15 protein-coding genes are annotated in these 17,578 nt (G+C 72.3%); 10 read left to right on the forward strand and 5 right to left on the reverse strand.

What is annotated here, in order from left to right; translation table 11 throughout:
• Positions 1-5: 5 nt before the first annotated feature.
• Both ACFFXY_RS20330 and ACFFXY_RS20335 read left to right on the forward strand, forming a co-directional pair.
• Positions 6-548, forward strand: coding sequence for a DUF3515 family protein (locus tag ACFFXY_RS20330; protein ID WP_382354775.1), 543 nt, complete (start codon positions 6-8; stop codon positions 546-548).
• The gene (locus ACFFXY_RS20335) at positions 545-1,132 is read left to right on the forward strand and encodes a DNA-3-methyladenine glycosylase (RefSeq protein WP_382354778.1); all 588 of its coding nucleotides are present in this window, start codon (positions 545-547) and stop codon (positions 1,130-1,132) included. Before ACFFXY_RS20330 ends, ACFFXY_RS20335 begins: the two co-directional genes overlap by 4 nt.
• Before the next feature lie 3 nt (positions 1,133-1,135).
• Here the strand turns inward: ACFFXY_RS20335 and ACFFXY_RS20340 are convergent, their stop codons facing one another.
• A complete protein-coding gene (locus tag ACFFXY_RS20340; protein ID WP_382354781.1) occupies positions 1,136-3,034 on the reverse strand; it encodes a glycosyl hydrolase in 1,899 nt (632 codons plus the stop codon).
• Between the two features lie 193 nt (positions 3,035-3,227).
• Between ACFFXY_RS20340 and ACFFXY_RS20345 the strand changes: the two genes are divergently transcribed.
• Genes ACFFXY_RS20345 through ACFFXY_RS20370 form a run of 6 tightly spaced genes read left to right on the forward strand, consistent with a single transcriptional unit; the run spans position 3,228 to position 10,613 of the window.
• Positions 3,228-4,889 (forward strand): Wzz/FepE/Etk N-terminal domain-containing protein, encoded by a 1,662-nt coding sequence (locus ACFFXY_RS20345; protein WP_382354784.1) that lies wholly within the window; start codon positions 3,228-3,230, stop codon positions 4,887-4,889.
• Positions 4,886-6,268 carry an O-antigen ligase family protein gene (locus ACFFXY_RS20350; RefSeq protein ID WP_382354786.1) on the forward strand — a complete coding sequence of 461 codons (1,383 nt, stop codon included), beginning with the start codon at positions 4,886-4,888 and terminating at the stop codon, positions 6,266-6,268. Before ACFFXY_RS20345 ends, ACFFXY_RS20350 begins: the two co-directional genes overlap by 4 nt.
• Complete coding sequence (locus ACFFXY_RS20355; RefSeq protein WP_382354789.1) at positions 6,265-7,509, forward strand: hypothetical protein; 1,245 nt, start codon at positions 6,265-6,267, stop codon at positions 7,507-7,509. Before ACFFXY_RS20350 ends, ACFFXY_RS20355 begins: the two co-directional genes overlap by 4 nt.
• 16 nt (positions 7,510-7,525) lie before the next feature.
• Complete coding sequence (locus ACFFXY_RS20360) at positions 7,526-8,410, forward strand: sulfotransferase family protein (RefSeq protein ID WP_382354792.1); 885 nt, start codon at positions 7,526-7,528, stop codon at positions 8,408-8,410.
• Positions 8,377-9,864, forward strand: a complete 1,488-nt coding sequence (locus ACFFXY_RS20365; protein WP_382354795.1) for an MATE family efflux transporter — start codon at positions 8,377-8,379, stop codon at positions 9,862-9,864. Before ACFFXY_RS20360 ends, ACFFXY_RS20365 begins: the two co-directional genes overlap by 34 nt.
• 17 nt (positions 9,865-9,881) lie before the next feature.
• Positions 9,882-10,613 carry a class I SAM-dependent methyltransferase gene (locus tag ACFFXY_RS20370; RefSeq protein ID WP_382354798.1) on the forward strand — a complete coding sequence of 244 codons (732 nt, stop codon included), beginning with the start codon at positions 9,882-9,884 and terminating at the stop codon, positions 10,611-10,613.
• Between the two features lie 8 nt (positions 10,614-10,621).
• On the opposite strand, the gene ACFFXY_RS20375 is transcribed toward ACFFXY_RS20370, so the two are convergent.
• Complete coding sequence (locus ACFFXY_RS20375; protein WP_382354801.1) at positions 10,622-11,380, reverse strand: WecB/TagA/CpsF family glycosyltransferase; 759 nt, start codon at positions 11,378-11,380, stop codon at positions 10,622-10,624.
• A 187-nt stretch (positions 11,381-11,567) separates the two neighbouring features.
• Here ACFFXY_RS20375 and ACFFXY_RS20380 point away from each other — a divergent pair, with 187 nt between their 5' ends.
• The gene (locus tag ACFFXY_RS20380; RefSeq protein WP_382354804.1) at positions 11,568-12,587 is read left to right on the forward strand and encodes a sulfotransferase; all 1,020 of its coding nucleotides are present in this window, start codon (positions 11,568-11,570) and stop codon (positions 12,585-12,587) included.
• Positions 12,580-13,488, forward strand: coding sequence for a glycosyltransferase family 2 protein (locus ACFFXY_RS20385; protein ID WP_382354807.1), 909 nt, complete (start codon positions 12,580-12,582; stop codon positions 13,486-13,488). Before ACFFXY_RS20380 ends, ACFFXY_RS20385 begins: the two co-directional genes overlap by 8 nt.
• Before the next feature lie 70 nt (positions 13,489-13,558).
• On the opposite strand, the gene atpD is transcribed toward ACFFXY_RS20385, so the two are convergent.
• Genes atpD through atpA form a run of 3 tightly spaced genes read right to left on the reverse strand, consistent with a single transcriptional unit; the run spans position 13,559 to position 17,564 of the window.
• Positions 13,559-14,986, reverse strand: coding sequence for a F0F1 ATP synthase subunit beta (gene atpD, locus ACFFXY_RS20390; RefSeq protein ID WP_382354810.1), 1,428 nt, complete (start codon positions 14,984-14,986; stop codon positions 13,559-13,561).
• 2 nt (positions 14,987-14,988) lie between these two features.
• Positions 14,989-15,927, reverse strand: coding sequence for a F0F1 ATP synthase subunit gamma (locus ACFFXY_RS20395; RefSeq protein WP_382354812.1), 939 nt, complete (start codon positions 15,925-15,927; stop codon positions 14,989-14,991).
• 2 nt (positions 15,928-15,929) lie between these two features.
• A complete protein-coding gene (gene atpA, locus ACFFXY_RS20400; protein ID WP_382354814.1) occupies positions 15,930-17,564 on the reverse strand; it encodes a F0F1 ATP synthase subunit alpha in 1,635 nt (544 codons plus the stop codon).
• Positions 17,565-17,578 lie beyond the last annotated feature (14 nt).

The raw sequence follows: 17,578 nt of genomic DNA on the forward strand, positions 1-17,578 counted from the left end.
GCCCGGTGGGCGACAAGAGGCTTCCCGCGGTCATCGCGACCGTGGTGGCGGTGCCGGTGGCTGCCGTGGCGGGGGTGCTCATCTACAACGCGATGGCGCCCGTGGCCGAGGAGCACTCCGACCTGGTGCAGGCGGACCTGTCGCCGGTGACGGTGGCCGCGCCCGAGCTGACCGGGGACGACGCCGTGATCTGCCTCGCCCTGACGGCGACCGCGCCTGAGGCGGCGGGCGGCCTGGACGCGCGGCCCGTCGAGGGCGGCGAGCGCGCCGCGGAGTCGGTCCTCGCGTACGGCGACCCGGCGGTCGTCGCGACCTGCGGGGCCGCGCCCGTGGAGGTCGCCGACACCGACGCGGTCTACAAGCTCAACGGCGTCTGCTGGTACTCCGACGAGACCGGCGGGCAGTGGACGACCTTGGACCGGCAGGTCCCGGTCGCCGTCGAGGTGCCCGCCGAGCACGAGCAGCCCGTGGACGTCCTGAACGACCTCTCGACGGTGATCGCCGAGAAGGTCCCGGCCGCCGAGGACGCGCCCACCGGGTGCGCGTGAGCGCCCCGCTGGACCGGTCGTTCTTCGCCCGGGACTCGGTCGTCGTGGCCCCGGAGCTGCTGGGCTGCACCGTGACCGCGAACGGCGTGTCCGTGCGGCTGACGGAGGTCGAGGCGTACCGCGAGGACGACCCGGCCTCGCACTCCTTCCGCGGGCCCACGGCCCGGACCCGCGTCATGTTCGGGCCCGCGGGGTTCCTGTACGTGTACTTCACGTACGGCATGCACTTCTGCGCGAACCTGGTGTGCGGCGCGGACGGGGCGGGCGCGGCGGTGCTGCTGCGCGCCGGCGAGGTCGTCGAGGGCGCGCCGCTCGCGCAGGGGCGGCGCGGCGAGAACGTCGCCGAAAGGGACCTGGCGCGCGGGCCCGCGCGCCTGGCGCAGGCGATGGGCTGGGACCGGGGCGACGACGGCCGCGACATGGTCGGCGCCGTCAGTCCGGGCGCGGCCGCGGCGGTGCTCGCGGGCCCGCGGACCGGGATCACGAAGGCCGCGGACGCGCCCTGGCGGTTCTGGATCGCGGGCGACCGGTACGTGTCGCCGTACAAGCGGCACCCGAAGGCGCCCGCCGCCGGGGCGGACTGAGCCTCACTCCAGGCGCACGTCGAAGTACGGCGAGCGCATCAGGTCGCGGAACGCCTCCAGGGCGCCGTCGTCGAGGTGGATCTCGGAGTTCCTGCCGCCGTTGGAGTCCGCGGGCGTCTCGAAGTAGACGATGGCCTTCAGGCGCGGGTAGTGCGCCATCTGGTACCGCGCGGCCTGGAAGACCGCGGTCTGGTGGTCGGGGTAGTCCTCCTCGTGGAACACGCCCCATTCGGCGAGCATCATCGGCTTGGCCGGGTGCTCCTTCGCGATCCAGTGGTAGAACCCGGGCCACGCCGTGTCGCCCTTCGTCTGGTCGACGATCTCCCCGAAGTCGGAGCGCCCGTCGTCGTGGAGGGACTGGCCGTAGCCCGACAGGCCGATCCAGTCGACCACGTCGTCCCCCGGGTACAGCTGGTCGTGCCAGGGCTTCTCGACCCACTTGAGGTAGCCCATGTAGTTCATGACGGTGACGAGGTTGTCGACGCCGTGCGCGCGCAGCCGCTCCACGACGTACCGGAACATCGCCGCGTAGTCCGCGGCCTCCATGCCCGAGCCCGCCTTCTGGACCACGTCGTTCTCGGGCTCGTGGTGGACGGTGAAGAAGAACGGCTTGTCGAAGTTCGCGGTGATGTGCTCGGCGAGCCGGTCCAGGTACGCGTCGGTCTCGGGGTCGCCCGCGGCGATCTCGGCCCAGGAGGCCATGCGCGGCTTCCAGTTGATGAACAGCGTGCGCGGCTTCTCGGGGTCCTGGGTGAGCGCGATCTGCGCGTCGGTCGGGAACAGGCGGTCGTCCCCGCGCTCGTAGGCGTGGTAGATCTGCTGCGTGTGCTGCACGCGCTCCTCGAAGGCGAGCAGCTCGTCCTCCTTGACGCGGCTGGTGTGCGCCGCGGGCGCGACCCCCACGAGCGCGCCGCACGTCGGCACCAGCTTCGGCCCCGTCGAGCAGGTGCTCAACTGGTCCTCCGACTGCCCGGACTCCGGGAGCGGCTCAGTCGGGTCGGCGGCGGGCATCCCGGGGACGGCGGTCGGGTCCGCCGAGCCGACCGGGTCCAGCGGCGCGGTCGGGACCGTCCCGGTCGACGGGGGCTCCGAAGCGGACGGCGACTCGGAGGCCGAGGCCGACGGGGACTCGGACGGCGTGTCCGACGGCCCCGCCGAGGGCGCGGTCGAGGGCGCGATCGGCGGCGCCGAGGTCGCGGCGCCCGGGCCGGTCGGGGCCGGGGCCGTCGGCGGGAGCGGGCCGGTCGGTGCGTCCGGTTCGGAGACCGTGCGCAGGGCCGGGCCCGTGTTGTACTCGGCGCCTTCGAGTTCCAGGTACGCCTTGCGGTCGGGGCTGGTGATCGCGAAGCCGTAGCGGCCGGGCGCGTTGATCGCGCCGGTGACGTCGAAGACGATCTCGGTGGTGGAGGCGTTCACCTCGACGGCGTCCCAGACCGTGCCGTAGGGCGGCGCGGTCGCGGCCGTCAGGGAGCACAGGCAGCTCACCGGGTGGACGGAGGCGACCTCGACGGTCATGCCCTCCGAGTCCGGCGGGACGGCGACGGGCAGGCGCAGCTCGGCGGTGTGGTCGGGGCGCACGGTGGTCTCGTCCACGGCGAACTGGAGGTGCGCGACGGCGATGCCGAGGTCGTCGGAGTACCCGACGGGGAGCACCGACGGCGCCTGGGGCGCGCGGCCCTCGACGCCCGTGGCGGTGAAGGACGCCGCGAGGGGCCGGTGGTCGACCGTGCCCTGCCCGCCCTCCCACGCCTCGCGCAGCGGCTCGCCGAAGCGGCCGTCGCCCGAGCCGACGCCGTAGCCGATGACGAAACCCGCCAGGACCAGCGGGAGGACCGCGAGGACGGTCACGATGCCCCGGCCTGTCGCGAGCGGAAGTCGCTGCCGCGAGTCGGAGCCGCCCATGGTCCACCTTCTTCCGTCCAATGTGATCCGGACTCAATATTGCGAATCACCATATTAGCGAACAAATTGCTTTCTACTCGTCACCTCTCGCAAACACAACCCCCGTCGCGCGCGCCGCGCCGCCCGCCCGTCACCTAACGGACACATCGCTCGTTACTCATTCGAGATCCCTAGAACGAGAAAGGGCTTCGCGTTGAGGACCCCTGCCGCCCGCACGCTCGCCGATTACGGCGTCATCGTCCGCCGCTCCTGGTGGCTCGTCATCGGCACCGTCGCCGCGGCGCTCGCCGCCGGCGTCGCCTACACCGAGCTGAGCCCGGAGGTGTACGAGTCCACGGCCGCGGTCCTGGTCCTCCCCACCGAGGGCGACACCGCCGTCCAGGGGGCGCGCACCGCCGGACAGGTCAACCTGGACACCGAGGCGCAGCTCGTCAAGTCCACCGAGGTCGCCGACGCCGCCGCCGAGGCGCTCGGCGCCGACCCGGCCGACGACCTCGTCTCGCACGTGTCGGTGACCGTGCCGCCGAACACCGCGGTCCTGGAGATCAGCTTCCAGGCCGGGAGCCCGCAGGCCGCGCAGGAGGGCTCCGTCGCGTTCAGCGAGGCGTACCTCGCGCACCGCCTCGCCGGGGCCACCGCTTCGCTCGACCGCGAGATCGCCGCCGCGAACACCGAGCTCGACACCGTCGGCGGCGAGATCGCCGAGGCCCAGGACCGGCTCGACGGCATGGACTCCGGCGACGGCGGCCGGGCCGGGCTCGAATCGGACCTTGAGGACCTCCAGAACCGCGCCGGGGAGCTGGAGACCGAGATCGCCGGGCTCCAGGCGCAGACCGAGGCCGTCACGCCCGGACGCGTCATCAACTCCGCGTCGCTGCCGCAGACCCCGATCAGCCCCAAGGCGATGTTCAACCTCGCCGCGGCCCTCGGGGTCGGGCTGCCGCTGGGCCTCATGCTCGCGTGGGCCCGGCACCGCCTGGCCCGCAAGGTCTCCTACCCGGCCGACCTGGTCGACCGGTGCGAGCTCGACGTCGTCGCCTCCGTGCCGCCGGGCGTGAAGTTCCAGCGCCGCGAGGTCTTCGGGGCCTACAGCCCCGGGGGGCGCGTGTTCGCGCAGCTGCGCAACATCGTCGCCTCGCAGCTGACGCACGACCAGCGCGTCATCGTCGTCGCCGGGATCGCCCCCGGCCCGGCCGCGAGCGTCGTCGCCGCGAACCTCGCCACCGCCATGGCCCGCGCGGGCGACCGCGTCACGGCCGTGGCCGCGAACCCGAGCACCACCGTGGGCCTGCCCGAGCTGTTCGGCACCGACCCGGTCCCGGGCCTGGCCGACGCGTGGTCAGGCCGGATCGACCTGTCCGAGACCGTGCAGGCCGCGCCGCGGCAGCCGAGCCTCTCGGTCATCGGCCCCGGCGCCGCCGCCAGGGCCACCGGGCCCACCAGCGAGGCCGCCGCCGAGACGTTCGCGAAGCTCGCCGAGGCGGGCCGGTTCGTCGTCGTGGACGCGCCGCCGCTGTCGTGCTCGGCCGACGCGCAGCTCCTCGCCGGGCACGCCGACGCCGTGATCCTCGCCGTCCAGTCCCAGCGGGACGCCATCAGCGAGACCGCCGCCGCCGCGGTCGCCATGCGGCAGATCGACACGCCGCTGCTCGGCGCGGTCCTGCTCCCGGCCGTGCTCGGCCCGATGAACACCGTGCCGCTGCCGACCGCGCGCCGCGAGCTGTCCGGGCGGCGCGCGCCGACCGCCGACGAGACGCCGACCGACTCCCTCGAACCCGTGGAGTCCGGAGAGGACGCATCGACCGAGGTGATCCCGGCCGTGCCGTCGGCGGCCCCGGCCGCCGAGCCCCGATGACGCTGCTCGCGGCCGTCCGCACGGCCGACCGCACCCGACCCGGCCCGGACGAGCGCCGCGAGGGCGCGTCCCTGACATGGCTCCTCGCGGCCTACCCGCTGTGGTGGGCCCTGGGACTCGGGGTCCTCGCCATCCCGTTCGTCGCGGCCGTCGCGGCCGTGAAACTGGTGCGCCGCAAGTCGATCGCCGTGCCGCCCGCGTTCGGGTGGTGGCTGCTGTTCCTTCTCGCGGTGGTCCTCAGCCTCGCGAACCTCGGCGTGGACCCGCCCGGGGTCGTCCCCGAGACGTTCCTGTCGAGCCTGCCCGGCGCGACCTACCGGTTCGGGTTCTACTGCTGCTGCACCCTCATCGCGCTGTGGGCGTACAACCTCGTCGTCGAGGGGAAGCTCCGGCGCGAGCACCTGATCCGGCTCCTCGCGTGGCTGTTCGCCGTCACCGTCGCGGGCGGGCTGCTCGGCACGTTCTTCGGGGGCTTCGAGTACACGTCCCCGGTCGAGGCCCTGCTGCCGAAGGCCGTCGCGAAGGACGGGTTCGTGCAGTCCCTCGTCCACCCGCAGGCCGCGCAGACCATGGACTTCCTCGGCTACGAGACGCCGCGCCCGGCCGCCCCGTGGGGCTACACGAATACCTGGGGCAACAACTTCGCGATCACCGCCGTCTGGTTCGTCGTCGCCGCGTTCTGCGCGCCCGTCAAGACCAAGTGGCGCGTCGGGGCGGTCGTGCTCCTGACGGTCTCGCTCATACCCGCGGTCTACTCGATGAACCGCGGCCTGTGGCTGGGCCTGGCGGCCGTCGCGGTGTTCACCGCGCTGCGGCTCCTGGTGTCCGGCAGGCCCGGCGGGATGCTCGCGCTCGGCGGCGCCGGATGCGCGGCCGTGCTCCTCGTCGTGCTCACGCCGCTCGGAACCGTGGTGCAGGCGCGCATGGACAACGGCCACTCCGACGAGGGCCGCGCGTTCTCCTCCGAGCGGGCGACCGAACTGGTCATGGCGCACTCGCCGGTCCTCGGGTTCGGGTCCACCCGCAAGACCCTCGGGTCCGGCGAGTCGATCGCCGTCGGCCCCACCCCCGAGTGCCCGCGCTGCGGCGGGCGGACCCTCGGCGGCAACGGCCAGCTCTGGCAGGTCATGTTCGCCCACGGCGTCGCCGGGACCGTCGCCTACCTCGGGTTCGCGCTCGCGGTCCTGTGGCGCTTCAGATCCGACCACTCCGCCGTGGGGATCGCCGGGAGCGCCGTCGTCGGGTTCTCGCTGCTGACGATGTTCTACTACAACGCCCTCGTGACGCCGCTCCTGCTCACCCTGCTCAGCTACGTCCTCCTCGCCGCCAACAGAACCACCGCGCCCGCTGCCCAGGGCCCAGAGACGGAGAACCGATGAGTCGAGCACTGAAGACCGCCGACGACCTGCGACGGCGGGCCACGTACCTCGCCGAGGTCGTCGACCAGCTGTACCCCGGCGGCGCCGCCGCGGACGCGCCCGCGCGCCCGTACATCGTCGTCCCCGGACGGCGCAAGCCCCGCGTGCTCATCCCGGCCGCCGACCGGAAGGTCGCCGCCGCGGCCCTCTCCCGGTACGCGCGCCCGGCCGCGCGCGGCGCCCGCCTCAAGCGCGACGCCGCCGTCCTGGCGCTGCGCCTGGGACTGGACCGGATGCTCCTGCCGCACCGCGTCAAGGTCGGCGGGGCCGAGGGGATCGACGACCACCTGGCGGCGGTCCTCGGCCACGACGTCCACCTGAGCATCCACATCGGACCGGCGCGGGCGAACCGCAAGCCGGTGCTCCAGATCCTCGACGGGGACGCGAACACCGTCGCGTTCGCCAAGCTCGGCGTCAACGCGCTCACCAGGGAGCTCGTGGACGCCGAGACCGCCGCGACCAAGCGCCTCAGCGAGTTCTGCGAACTGCGGCTGCTCCAAGTGCCGCGGCTCCTCCACTCGGGGAACTGGAACGGCCACAACCTCATGGTCACCTCCGCGCTCCCCGCGTGGGAGGCCCCCGCCGACCTCGGGCCCGGCCGCCGCAGCGCCGCCATGCGCGAGCTCGCCGACGCCTGCGGCACCGGCCGCTTCCCGCTCGGCGAGTCCGACTACGCCGCGCGCCTGCGCCTGCGGCTCAAGGCCCTCACCGACCGCGGCGAACCCGACGCCGACACGCTCCAGACCGCCGGGGAGACCCTCCTCGACCGGTACGCGTCCACGTCGATGACCTTCGGCGCCTGGCACGGCGACTGGGCCCCGTGGAACATGCGCGAGACCGGCGACCGGATCTACCTGTGGGACCTGGAGCGGTTCGAGACCGGCGTCCCCTACGGCTTCGACGCCGCGCACTACCGGCTCCAGGACGACATCGTCACCAAGGCCGCCGACCCGACCACGGCCGTGCTCGGGCTCGTCGCCGACGCGCCCGCGATCCTCGCGCCCATGGGCGTCGCGCCCGGCGAGGCCGAGCCGACCGCGCTGCTGTACCTCGTGGACCTCGCCGCCCGCTACATGGGCGACCAGGCCGAGCGCGCCGGCGCGGCGCTCGGGGCGCTGGGCCGCTGGCTCCTGCCGACCCTCCTGCGCCACATCGCCCGCCAGCGGACCGCGCAGGCCGGCTCCACCGACGGAACCTGTTGAGCGGCGAGGAAGCACCATGAGCCAGCGGACCATGCGCGAGCGCATCCCGACCCAGTTGAAGGCCGTCGTCGGCCACTCGTCGCGCACCTTCGGGCGCCTGACGGCCTCCTCCCGGATGCTCCCGGGCCTGCTCGTGTGCGGCGGCCAGCGCTGCGGCACCACGTCCCTGTACCGGGCCCTGGCCCAGCACCCGGCGATCCTGAAGCCGGTGTTCCACAAGGGCGTCCACTACTTCGACACGAACTACCGGCGCGGCCCGGCCTGGTACCGCGGGCACTTCCCGACCCAGGGCGCGGCGGCCCGGGTCGCCGACCGGACCGGCCTCGCGCCGGTCGCGTTCGAGTCGAGCCCGTACTACCTGTACCACCCGCTGGCCGCGGAGCGCTTCGCCCGGGACCTGCCCGGCGTCAAGGTGATCGTCCTCGTGCGCGACCCGGTCGAGCGGGCCTGGTCGCACCACGCGCACGAGGTGGCGCGCGGGTTCGAGCCGATCGCGGACTTCGCGGAGGCCGTGGAGGCCGAGTCCTCGCGCCTCGACGGCGTGGAGGCGCGGCTCAAGGCCGACCCGTCGCTGTACAGCTTCGACCACCAGCACCACGCGTACACCGCGCGCGGGCAGTACACGGACTTCCTTGAGCCGCTCGCCGAGCGGGTCGGCCGGGACCGGGTGCTCGTGCTCGACTCGGGCGAGTTCTTCACGCGCCCCGACGACGCGTTCGAGCGGGTCCTGCGGTTCCTGGGCCTGCCGTGGATCGGGGACTTCGCGTTCGCCCGCCACAACGCGCGCGGGCGGCCCTCGCCGATGTCCGCAGAGTTGCGGGAGCTGCTGACCGAGCATTACGGGCCCTACGACGAGCGGCTCGCGGAATGGCTTGGGGGCGTGCCGAGTTGGCGGCGCTGACCGCGTCCGTCGCGGAACAGGAGGCCGCCGGGCGCGAGGAGCTGCGCGGGACCGCGCGCGGGGGCCTGGCGAACCTCGTGGGGGCCGCGGTCTCCGGGCTCGGGGGCCTGGCGGTCACGTGGCTTGCGGCCGTGGCGCTGTCCCCCGCGGAGGCGGGCGCGTTCTTCGCGGCGACCTCGGTGTTCATGCTCGCGGGCGCGCTCGCGCGCCTGGGCACGCCGACGGGGCTCGTGTACTGGGTGGCGCGGCTGCACAAGAACGGGCGGGACGCGGCCATCGGGTCGGTCCTGCGCCTGGGCCTGTGGCCCGCGGCGGTCGCGTCGTTCGCGGCCGCGGCGGTGCTGCTGGTGACCGCGCCGCTGTTCGCGAGCCCGGACCTGGTGCGGCTGCTCGCGGTGTTCATCCCCGCGTCGGTCGCGATGGAGGCGCTGCTCGCGGCGACCCGCGGGTACCGGCTCATGGGCCCGTCGGTGGTCATCGACAAGCTCGGGCGGACCGTGGCGCAGCTCGTGGGCCTGGGCGCGATCGCCTTGGCGGGCACGGCGACCGCGCAGTGGATCACGTTCGCGTGGGTGCTGCCGTACCTGCCGGCGGCGCTGGCGGCGGGCTGGTACCTGCTGCGGCGACACCGCCGGGCCGCGGTGGACCGGGCGTTCCCCGACCGGGTGTCGGGGCGGGCGTTCTGGGGGTTCACGGCGCCGCGTGCGGCGGCGAGCGTCGCGCAACTGGGCTTGCAGCGCCTCGACATCATCATGGTCGCGGCGCTCGCGGGGCTCGGCGCGGCCGCGGTGTACACGGTGGCGACGCGGTTCGTGATCGTCGGGCAGATGGCCTCGGGCGCGGTGGGCCAGTCGGTGCAGCCGCGCGCGGCCGCGGCGATGGCCGCCGGGGAGCCCGCCTCGGCGCGGGCGCTGTACCAGGAGTCCACTGCGTGGATCGTGGCGCTGACGTGGCCGGTGTACCTGGCAGTGGGGCTGCTCGCGGACTGGTACCTGCGGCTGTTCGGCGGCGGGTACGCGAGCCACGAGGCGCGCCTGGTGGTGTGGATCCTGGTGCCCGCGATGATGATAGGGGCGGCGTGCGGGGTGGTGGACTCGATGCTGTCGATGGCGGGGAAGACCTCGTGGCAGCTCATCGACGTCTCGATTTCACTCGTCGTCAATGTCGGATTGAACCTCGCGTTGATTCCCGCGATGGGGGTCGTCGGCGCGGCGATCGCGTGGTCGGCGGCCGTTCTGGTCAATAATTTGGTTCCACTCGCGCAGCTGTGGCGCGCCTTCGGACTGCATCCCTTCGGGGCGCTGACCCGGCGCGCCCTGCTCGCGGCGGGCCTGCTGTTCGGGGCCCTGCCGCTGGCGGCGGCGCCGTTCGGCCCGCTGTGGACGCTCGCGGCCCTCGGGGCGGCGGCGGCCGTGTGGGCGGTGGCGCTCCTGCGCTACCGGGCCGGGATCTGAACGTCGGAGGGAACACCGTGGCAGCCAACTACACCGAGGTCTTCCAGGACCCGACCGCGGTAGAGAAGTACGCCGAGCGCACGTACGCGCCGGGGACGTTCTCCTCGATCGTGTCGAGCCGCCAGACGGGTTGGCTGCGCGGATTCGTGCCGCACGCGTTCGGGATGCCGCCGGTGCACCACGACTTCGCCTGCGGGACGGGCCGGGTGGCGCGGATGCTCGCGGGGCTGGTGTCGGTCTCGCACGGGTACGACACGTCGGAGGCGATGCTCCAGAAGGGCCGCGAGCTGGGCACGCCCGGCCACGCGCACCTGGTCGCGCCGGGCCTGGCGGTGCCCGAGCCCGACGAGACGCGCCAGCGTCTGGTGACGGCGTTCCGGTTCGTGCTCAATGTGGACCTGCACCTGCGGGACCAGCTGATGGACTTCGCGTCGATGGCGCTGCCGGACGCGGACTCGGGGCTGCTGCTGGTGGAGAACCACGGCAACGCGTCGTCGCTGCGGCACCTGCGCAAGACGTTCGGCCGCCTGGACGCGCACACGTGGTTCCAGGAGCTCTCGCACGAGGAGATGCGGGAGCTGTTCGACCGGCACGGGTTCGACCTGGTCGGCATGCAGGGCTTCACGATGTTCACGCAGGGCTGCTACCGGGCCCCGTGGGCGTGGGCGTCGAAGGCCGCCGACGCGGCGCTGTGCTCGCCGATGTCGAAGTGGGCCACCGACGTCGTGTACATCGCGCGCAGGCGCTAGCGAGGCGCTCAGGGCCGGTCGCGGCGGGCCTTCGCGGCTTCGGCGAGGAGCCTCGCGGCCTCGGGGAGGTCGTCGCGCAGGTACCTGCGGGCGAGCCTGCGGGGCTCGGAGCACAGGCGGAAGAGCCATTCTGTGCCGGTGCGCTGCATCCATCTCGGGGCGCGGCGGCGGTGTCCGGCGATGAAGTCGATGCTCGCGCCGCAGCCGAGGAACCACGCCCGGGGGGCGGTGGCGCGCAGGCGCACGATCACGTGCTCCTGCTTGGGGAAGCCGAGGCCGACGTAGACGAGGTCGGGGGCGGCGGCGGCGAGCCGCTGGGTGAGGGCGCTCCAGTGCGCGTCGTCGCGGTCGAAGCCCATGGGCGGGCACCAGGCGCCGACGACTTTCAGCCCGGGGTAGCGGGTTTCGAGGATCTCGGCGGCGCGCTCGGTGGGCCGGGCGGCGGCGTCGGGGGTGCCGCCGAGGAGCGCGACGCGCAGGCCCCGCCGGGCGGCGGCCTCCGCGAGGCTCCAGACGAGGTCCGATCCGGCGACGCGTTCGGGCAGGGGCGTCCCGGCGACGCGCGAGGCCCACACGAGCGGCGCGCCGTCGGCGGTGACGAGGTCGGCGGCGTTGACGACGGCGCGCAGCGCGCGGCTGCGGCGCGCGGCCGCGACGATGTCGACGTTCGGCGTGACGATCTGCCCACCGCGCCCGGCGTCGATCGCGTCGAGGACGCGCGCGACCGCGCCGGCCCCGGTGACCGGGTCGATGCCGATGCCGCCCATGCGGACTCGTGGGGAAGGTCGGCCGTCCGCGCCGTCGACGCGTGCAGGGCCCAAGCGCTCCATGACATCAGACGCTAAGGCCCCGCGGGCGGTTTTCCGGGATTTTTCGCCGCAGGGCGTGTCCCCGACCCCACCTCGGATCGTTATAGGGGTCAACAGGGGGGCAACGAGGGTGAGCGAGGGTTCAGTGAGCTGGAGAACGGCCGAGCAGTCCGAGCAGTCCGAGAACCGCGTGAAAGTGGTCTTCATCGGCGGCCTGGGCCGCAGCGGCACCACGCTCCTGGAGCGGCTGCTGGGGCAGTTGCCGGGGGTCGTCCCGCTCGGGGAGATCACCCACCTGTGGGAGCGGGACCTGGTCGGGAACGAGATGTGCGCGTGCGGCGCGACGTTCTCGCACTGCGAGTTCTGGCAGCGCATCGGCGCCCGCGCGTTCGGGTCCTGGGAGGACGTGGACGTCGAGCGGCTCAACGCCCTGAAGGCGACCGTGGACCGGACCCGGCACATCCCGGCGCTCGCCTCGAAGAAGCTCGCCCCGGCGCAGCACCAGCTCGTCACCGAGTACGCCGAGTACTTCGAGAAGATCTACACGGCCGCGGCGAAGGACACGCGCGCGCAGGTCGTCGTCGACTCGTCCAAGCACGCGTCGCTCGCGTACTGCCTGCGGTGGTCGCCGAAGATCGACCTGCGGGTGATGCACGTGGTGCGCGACTCGCGGGGCGTCGCGTACTCGTGGACGAAGCAGGTGCGCCGGCCCGAGTCGCCCACGGGCGACCAGATGACCCGCTACTCCCCCGCGAAGGCCGCGATGCTGTGGAACGCGCAGAACGCCGCGTTCAGCCTGCTCGCGCGCCGCGGGGTGCCGGTGCGGCGGGTCAGGTACGAGCGGATCATCCAGCGGCCCAGGCGCGTCATCGCCTCGCTCGCGCGGTTCTGCGGACTCGACCTGGTCGAGTCGGACCTGAACTTCATCGGCGACGGCTGGGCCGACCTGGGGCCGAGCCACTCGGCGGCGGGGAACCCGATGCGGTTCACCGTGGGGCGCATCCCGATCCGGCCCGACGAGGCGTGGACCGAGGACCTCTCGGACGGCACGCGGCGGATGGTCTCGACCTTGACGCGCCCGCTCCTGGGGAGATACGGGTACCTCACCGAAGACGAGGCCCCCCTTGAGGACCCGGCACGCGAAGAGGTGAGCGCACGTGACTGACTGGCCCTCGGTCGGAGTGGTGATCCCGACCCACGACCGCCCGCAGCAGGTCCGCGCGGCCCTGCGGTCGGTCCTGACGCAGTTCTACCCCGGCGAACTCGAAGTGGTCGTGGTCTTCGACCGCGCCAAACCCACGGGCGACCTGGTGGACGAGGACGGCGAGCGGCCGGTCCGGGAGGTCAAGAACGACCGCACCCCGGGCCTGGCGGGGGCCCGCAACACCGGGATCACCGCGCTGGACACCGATCTCGTGGCGTTCCTCGACGACGACGACGAATGGCTCCCCGGGAAGCTCGCCGCGCAGGTCGCGGCCCTGGGCACCGAGGCGGAGCTGTGCACCACCGCGATCGAGGTCGACTACCGGGGCAGGCGCAACGCGCGGCTCGCGCAGCGCTCGACCGTGCGGCACGCGGACCTGCTCCGGTCCCGCATGATGATGCTCCACTCCTCGACGTTCCTGTTCCGCCGCTCGGCGCTCCTGGGCGGGCTCGGGCTCGTCGCGGAGGACGCGCCGGGGAGCCAGAACGAGGACTGGGACATGCTCCTGCGCGCGTCCCGGCGCCGCCCCATCGCGCACGTGGACACGCCGTACGCGCTCGTCAACTGGGCCGGGTCGCACTTCGAGACCCGCTGGGACACCAAGATCTCCTCGCTGCGGTGGATCCTCGACCGGCACCCGGAGATCCACGGCAGCCCCGAGGGCGCCGCCCGCGTCTACGGCCAGATCGCCTGCTGGCACGCGGCCATCGGCGACCGCAAGGAGGCCCTCCGCTGGGCCCTGCGGGCCACCAAGGCCAACCCGGGCGAGCCCCGCGCGGCGGTCGCCGCCGCGGCGGCCGCCGGCATCGTGGGCGTCCCCGCCGTCATGGCCGCGCTCCACAGAAGAGGCCGCGGCATCTGACCCACACATGCGGAACGGCCCCGGAACCTCGCGGTTCCGGGGCCGTTCGCTTTGTCGCTGCGAAGAAGGGCTAGCCCTTCTTGCGGAGCTCCTCTTCGTTCCGGTGCAGGTCGTCGAGACCGCCGCACATGAAGAACGCCTGCTCGGGGAAGTGGTCGTACTCGCCCTCGGCGATCTTCTTGAAGGCCTCGACCGTCTCCTTGACGGGGACGAACGAGCCCTCGACGCCGGTGAACTGCTTCGCCGCGAACGTGTTCTGCGACAGGAAGCGCTCGATGCGGCGCGCGCGGCCCACGACGAGGCGGTCCTCTTCGGAGAGCTCGTCCATGCCGAGGATCGCGATGATGTCCTGAAGCTCGTTGTACTTCTGGAGGATCTGCTTCACCGTCGAGGCGACCGCGTAGTGCTCGGCGCCGACGACCTCGGGCTCCAGGATGCGGGAGTTCGAGGCCAGCGGGTCGATCGCGGGGTAGATGCCCTTGTCGGAGATCTTCCGCTCCAGGTTCGTCGTCGCGTCCAAGTGCGTGAACGCGGTGAACGGCGCCGGGTCGGTGTAGTCGTCCGCGGGGACGTACACGGCCTGCATCGAGGTGATGGCCTTGCCGCGCAGCGAGGTGATGCGCTCCTGGAGCTCACCCATCTCGTCCGCGAGGGTCGGCTGGTAGCCCACGGCCGAGGGCATGCGGCCCAGCAGCGCGGAGGTCTCCGAACCGGCCTGCGTGAACCGGAAGATGTTGTCGATGAAGAGCAGCACCTCCTGGTTCTTCACGTCGCGGAAGTACTCGGCCATCGTCAGAGCCGACAGGGCGACGCGGAGGCGCACCCCCGGCGGCTCGTCCATCTGGCCGTAGACGAGGGAGGTCTTCTCCAGCACCCCGGCCTCGTCCATCTCCGCGATGAGGTCGTTGCCCTCACGCGTGCGCTCGCCGACGCCGGCGAACACCGACGAACCGCCGAAGTTCTGGGCGACACGGATGATCATCTCCTGGATGAGGACCGTCTTGCCCACGCCGGCGCCGCCGAACAGGCCGATCTTGCCGCCCTTGACGTACGGCGCGAGGAGGTCGATCGCCTTGATGCCGGTCTCCAGCATCTCGGTCTTCGGCTCCAGCTGCGCGAACGCCGGGGCGTGGCGGTGGATCTCCCAGTGGTCGTCGGCTTCGAGCGACTCGCCCTCGGCGAGGTTGAGGCACTCGCCGAGCACGTTGAAGACCTTGCCCTTGATGCCGTCGCCGACGGGGACCTTGATCTGGGCGCCGGTGTCGCGCACCTCGGCGCCGCGGACGAGGCCGTCCGTCGGCGCCATGCAGATGCCGCGGATCTGGCTGTCGCCCAGGTGCTGGGCCACTTCCAGGGTCAGCGTCTTCGGCTCGTCGCCGTAGGTCACGTCAACGTGGAGTGCGTTGAAGATCGCCGGAATGGCGTTTCGCGGGAACTCGACGTCGACGACGGGCCCGATGACCCGTACGACGCGCCCCACTCCTTGGGTGTCAGTCATCGTTACTCTCTTCCTGCGGCGGAAAGGGCACTGGCCCCGCCCACGATTTCGCTGATCTCCTGCGTGATCGCCGCCTGCCGCGCCGCGTTCGCGCTCCGCCGCAGGGTCTTGATCAATTCATCGGCATTGTCCGAAGCCGCCTTCATCGCCCGTCGCTTGGACGCGAGCTCGCTGGCCGCCGCGTCGATCAACGCCGCATAGATGCGCGTCGTCAGATACTTCGGCAGCAGCGCGTCGAGCAGCGCCTCCGGGTTCGGCTCGAACTCGTAGTCCGGGAGGAGGATGTGCTCGTCGAGCTCGTGCTCCTCCACCTCTTCGACTTCGAGCGGCGCCAGTTGCCGCGGCTCAGGAGTCTGCGTCAGCAGCGAGACGAACTTGGTGTGCACGATGTGCAGCTCGTCGACTCCCAGGATACCGTCGGCGCCCGCGTCGTCACCCTCGTCGTCGGCGCCGGACATGAACGCCGCGAGCAGCGTCCGCGTGATCTCCTGCGCGTCCGAGACCTTCGGGAGCTGGGAGAACCCGGTCCACGAGTGCTCGATCGGGCGGGAGCGGAACCGGTAGTAGTCCACGCCCCGGCGCCCGGCCACGTACAGGACCGGGACCTTGCCCTCCTCGGACAGGCGCGTGACCAGCTGCTCGGCGGTGCGGATGGCGTTCGCGTTGTACGCGCCGCACATCCCCTTGTCGGCAGTGATCACGAGCACGCCCGCGCGGCGGACCGTCGGCCTCGGCTGGAGCAGCGGGTGGTTGATCGACGCGTTCGACGCCAGGGACGTCATGACGCCCGTCATCGCCCGCGCGTACGGCAGCGACGCCGCGACCCGCTCCTGCGCCTTGGAGATCCGGCTGGTGGCGACCAGCTCCTGCGCCTTGGTGATCTTCTTGATGGACTGGGTCGACTTCAGCCGCTTGCGCAAGGTACGAAGCTGCGCTGACATGGCTAACCCTTCTTGACGCGCTTGACGGTCTCGACGTCGACGTCGCCCTCAAGGGCGTCTTCGGCGATGTCGGTCACGTTCAGGTCGTCGACGTTGGCCTTGAACATCTGCTTGAACTTGGCGACGGCGCGCGTGAGGGTGTCCTCGATGTCGCCCGCGACCTTGTCCTTGCCCGCGTTGAGCTGCGAGACGACGTCCTTGTGGTTGGCGCGCATGTAGGTCAGGAACTCGTTCTCGAACCGGCGCACCTCCCCGACGGGGATGTCGTCCAGGGCCCCGGAGGTGCCCGCCCAGATCGAGATGGTCTCCTCGCCCATGGGGAGCGGCGCGGCCACACCCTGCTTGAGGAGCTCCACCATGCGCAGACCGCGGTCCAGCTGCGCGCGGGACGCGGCGTCCAGGTCCGACGCGAAGGCCGCGAAGGCCTCCAGGTCGCGGTACTGGGCCAGGTCCAGACGCAGGGAGCCCGCGACGGAACGCATGCCCTTGGTCTGCGCGGCGCCGCCGACACGGGAGACCGACGTGCCGACGTTGATCGCCGGCCGGACGCCCGAGTTGAACAGGCCCTCTTCGAGGTACACCTGGCCGTCGGTGATGGAGATGACGTTGGTCGGGATGAACTGCGAGATGTCCCCGGCCTTGGTCTCGATGATCGGCAGACCGGTCATCGAGCCGCCGCCCAGCTCCTGCGACAGCTTCGCGCAGCGCTCCAGCAGACGGGAGTGCAGGTAGAAGACGTCGCCGGGGAAGGCCTCGCGGCCCGGGGGGCGACGCAGCAGCAGCGACACGGTGCGGTACGCCTCGGCCTGCTTCGACAGGTCGTCGAAGACGATGAGGACGTGCTTGCCGCCGTACATCCAGTGCTGGCCGATGGCCGAACCGGTGTAGGGGGCCAGGTACTTCAGGCCCGCGGGCTCGTCGGCGTTCGCCGCGACGATGGTGGTGTACTCCATCGCCCCGTGCTCTTCGAGCATGCCCTTGATGCCCGCGACGGTGGAGCCCTTCTGGCCGACCGCGACGTAGATGCAGCGCAGCTGCTTGTTCGGGTCGCCGGACTCCCAGTTCGCGCGCTGGTTGATGATCGTGTCGATCGCGACCTGCGTCTTGCCGGTCTTGCGGTCGCCGATGATGAGCTGGCGCTGGCCGCGGCCGATGGGGGTCATCGAGTCGATGGCCTTGATGCCGGTCTCGACCGGCTCGAACACCGACTGGCGGTTGATGACGTTCGGGGCCTGGGCTTCGAGCTCGCGCTCGCCTTCGGCCTCGATGTCGCCGAGGTCGTCGATGGGGTTGCCCAGGGCGTCCACGACGCGGCCCAGGAACTTGTCGCCGACCGGCACCGAGAGGACCTTGCCGGTGCGCTTCACGGACTGGCCCTCGCCGACCTTGGTCGGGTCGCCGAGGAGCACGGCGCCGATCTCGCGCACGTCGAGGTTCAGGGCCAGGCCCATCACGCCGCCCTCGAACTCCAGGAGCTCGCTGGCCATGACGGACGGGAGGCCCTCGACGACGGCGATGCCGTCGCCGGCGCTGGTCACGGTACCGACCTCTTCGCGGGTGATCTCCGGCCGGTACGACGAGACGTACGCGTCGAGCGCGTTGCGGATCTCGTCAGAGGAGATGGTCAATTCAGCCATCTGAACGTTTACCT

This window comes from Glycomyces mayteni, from assembly GCF_042428885.1.
Classification (GTDB): domain Bacteria; phylum Actinomycetota; class Actinomycetes; order Mycobacteriales; family Micromonosporaceae; genus Glycomyces; species Glycomyces mayteni.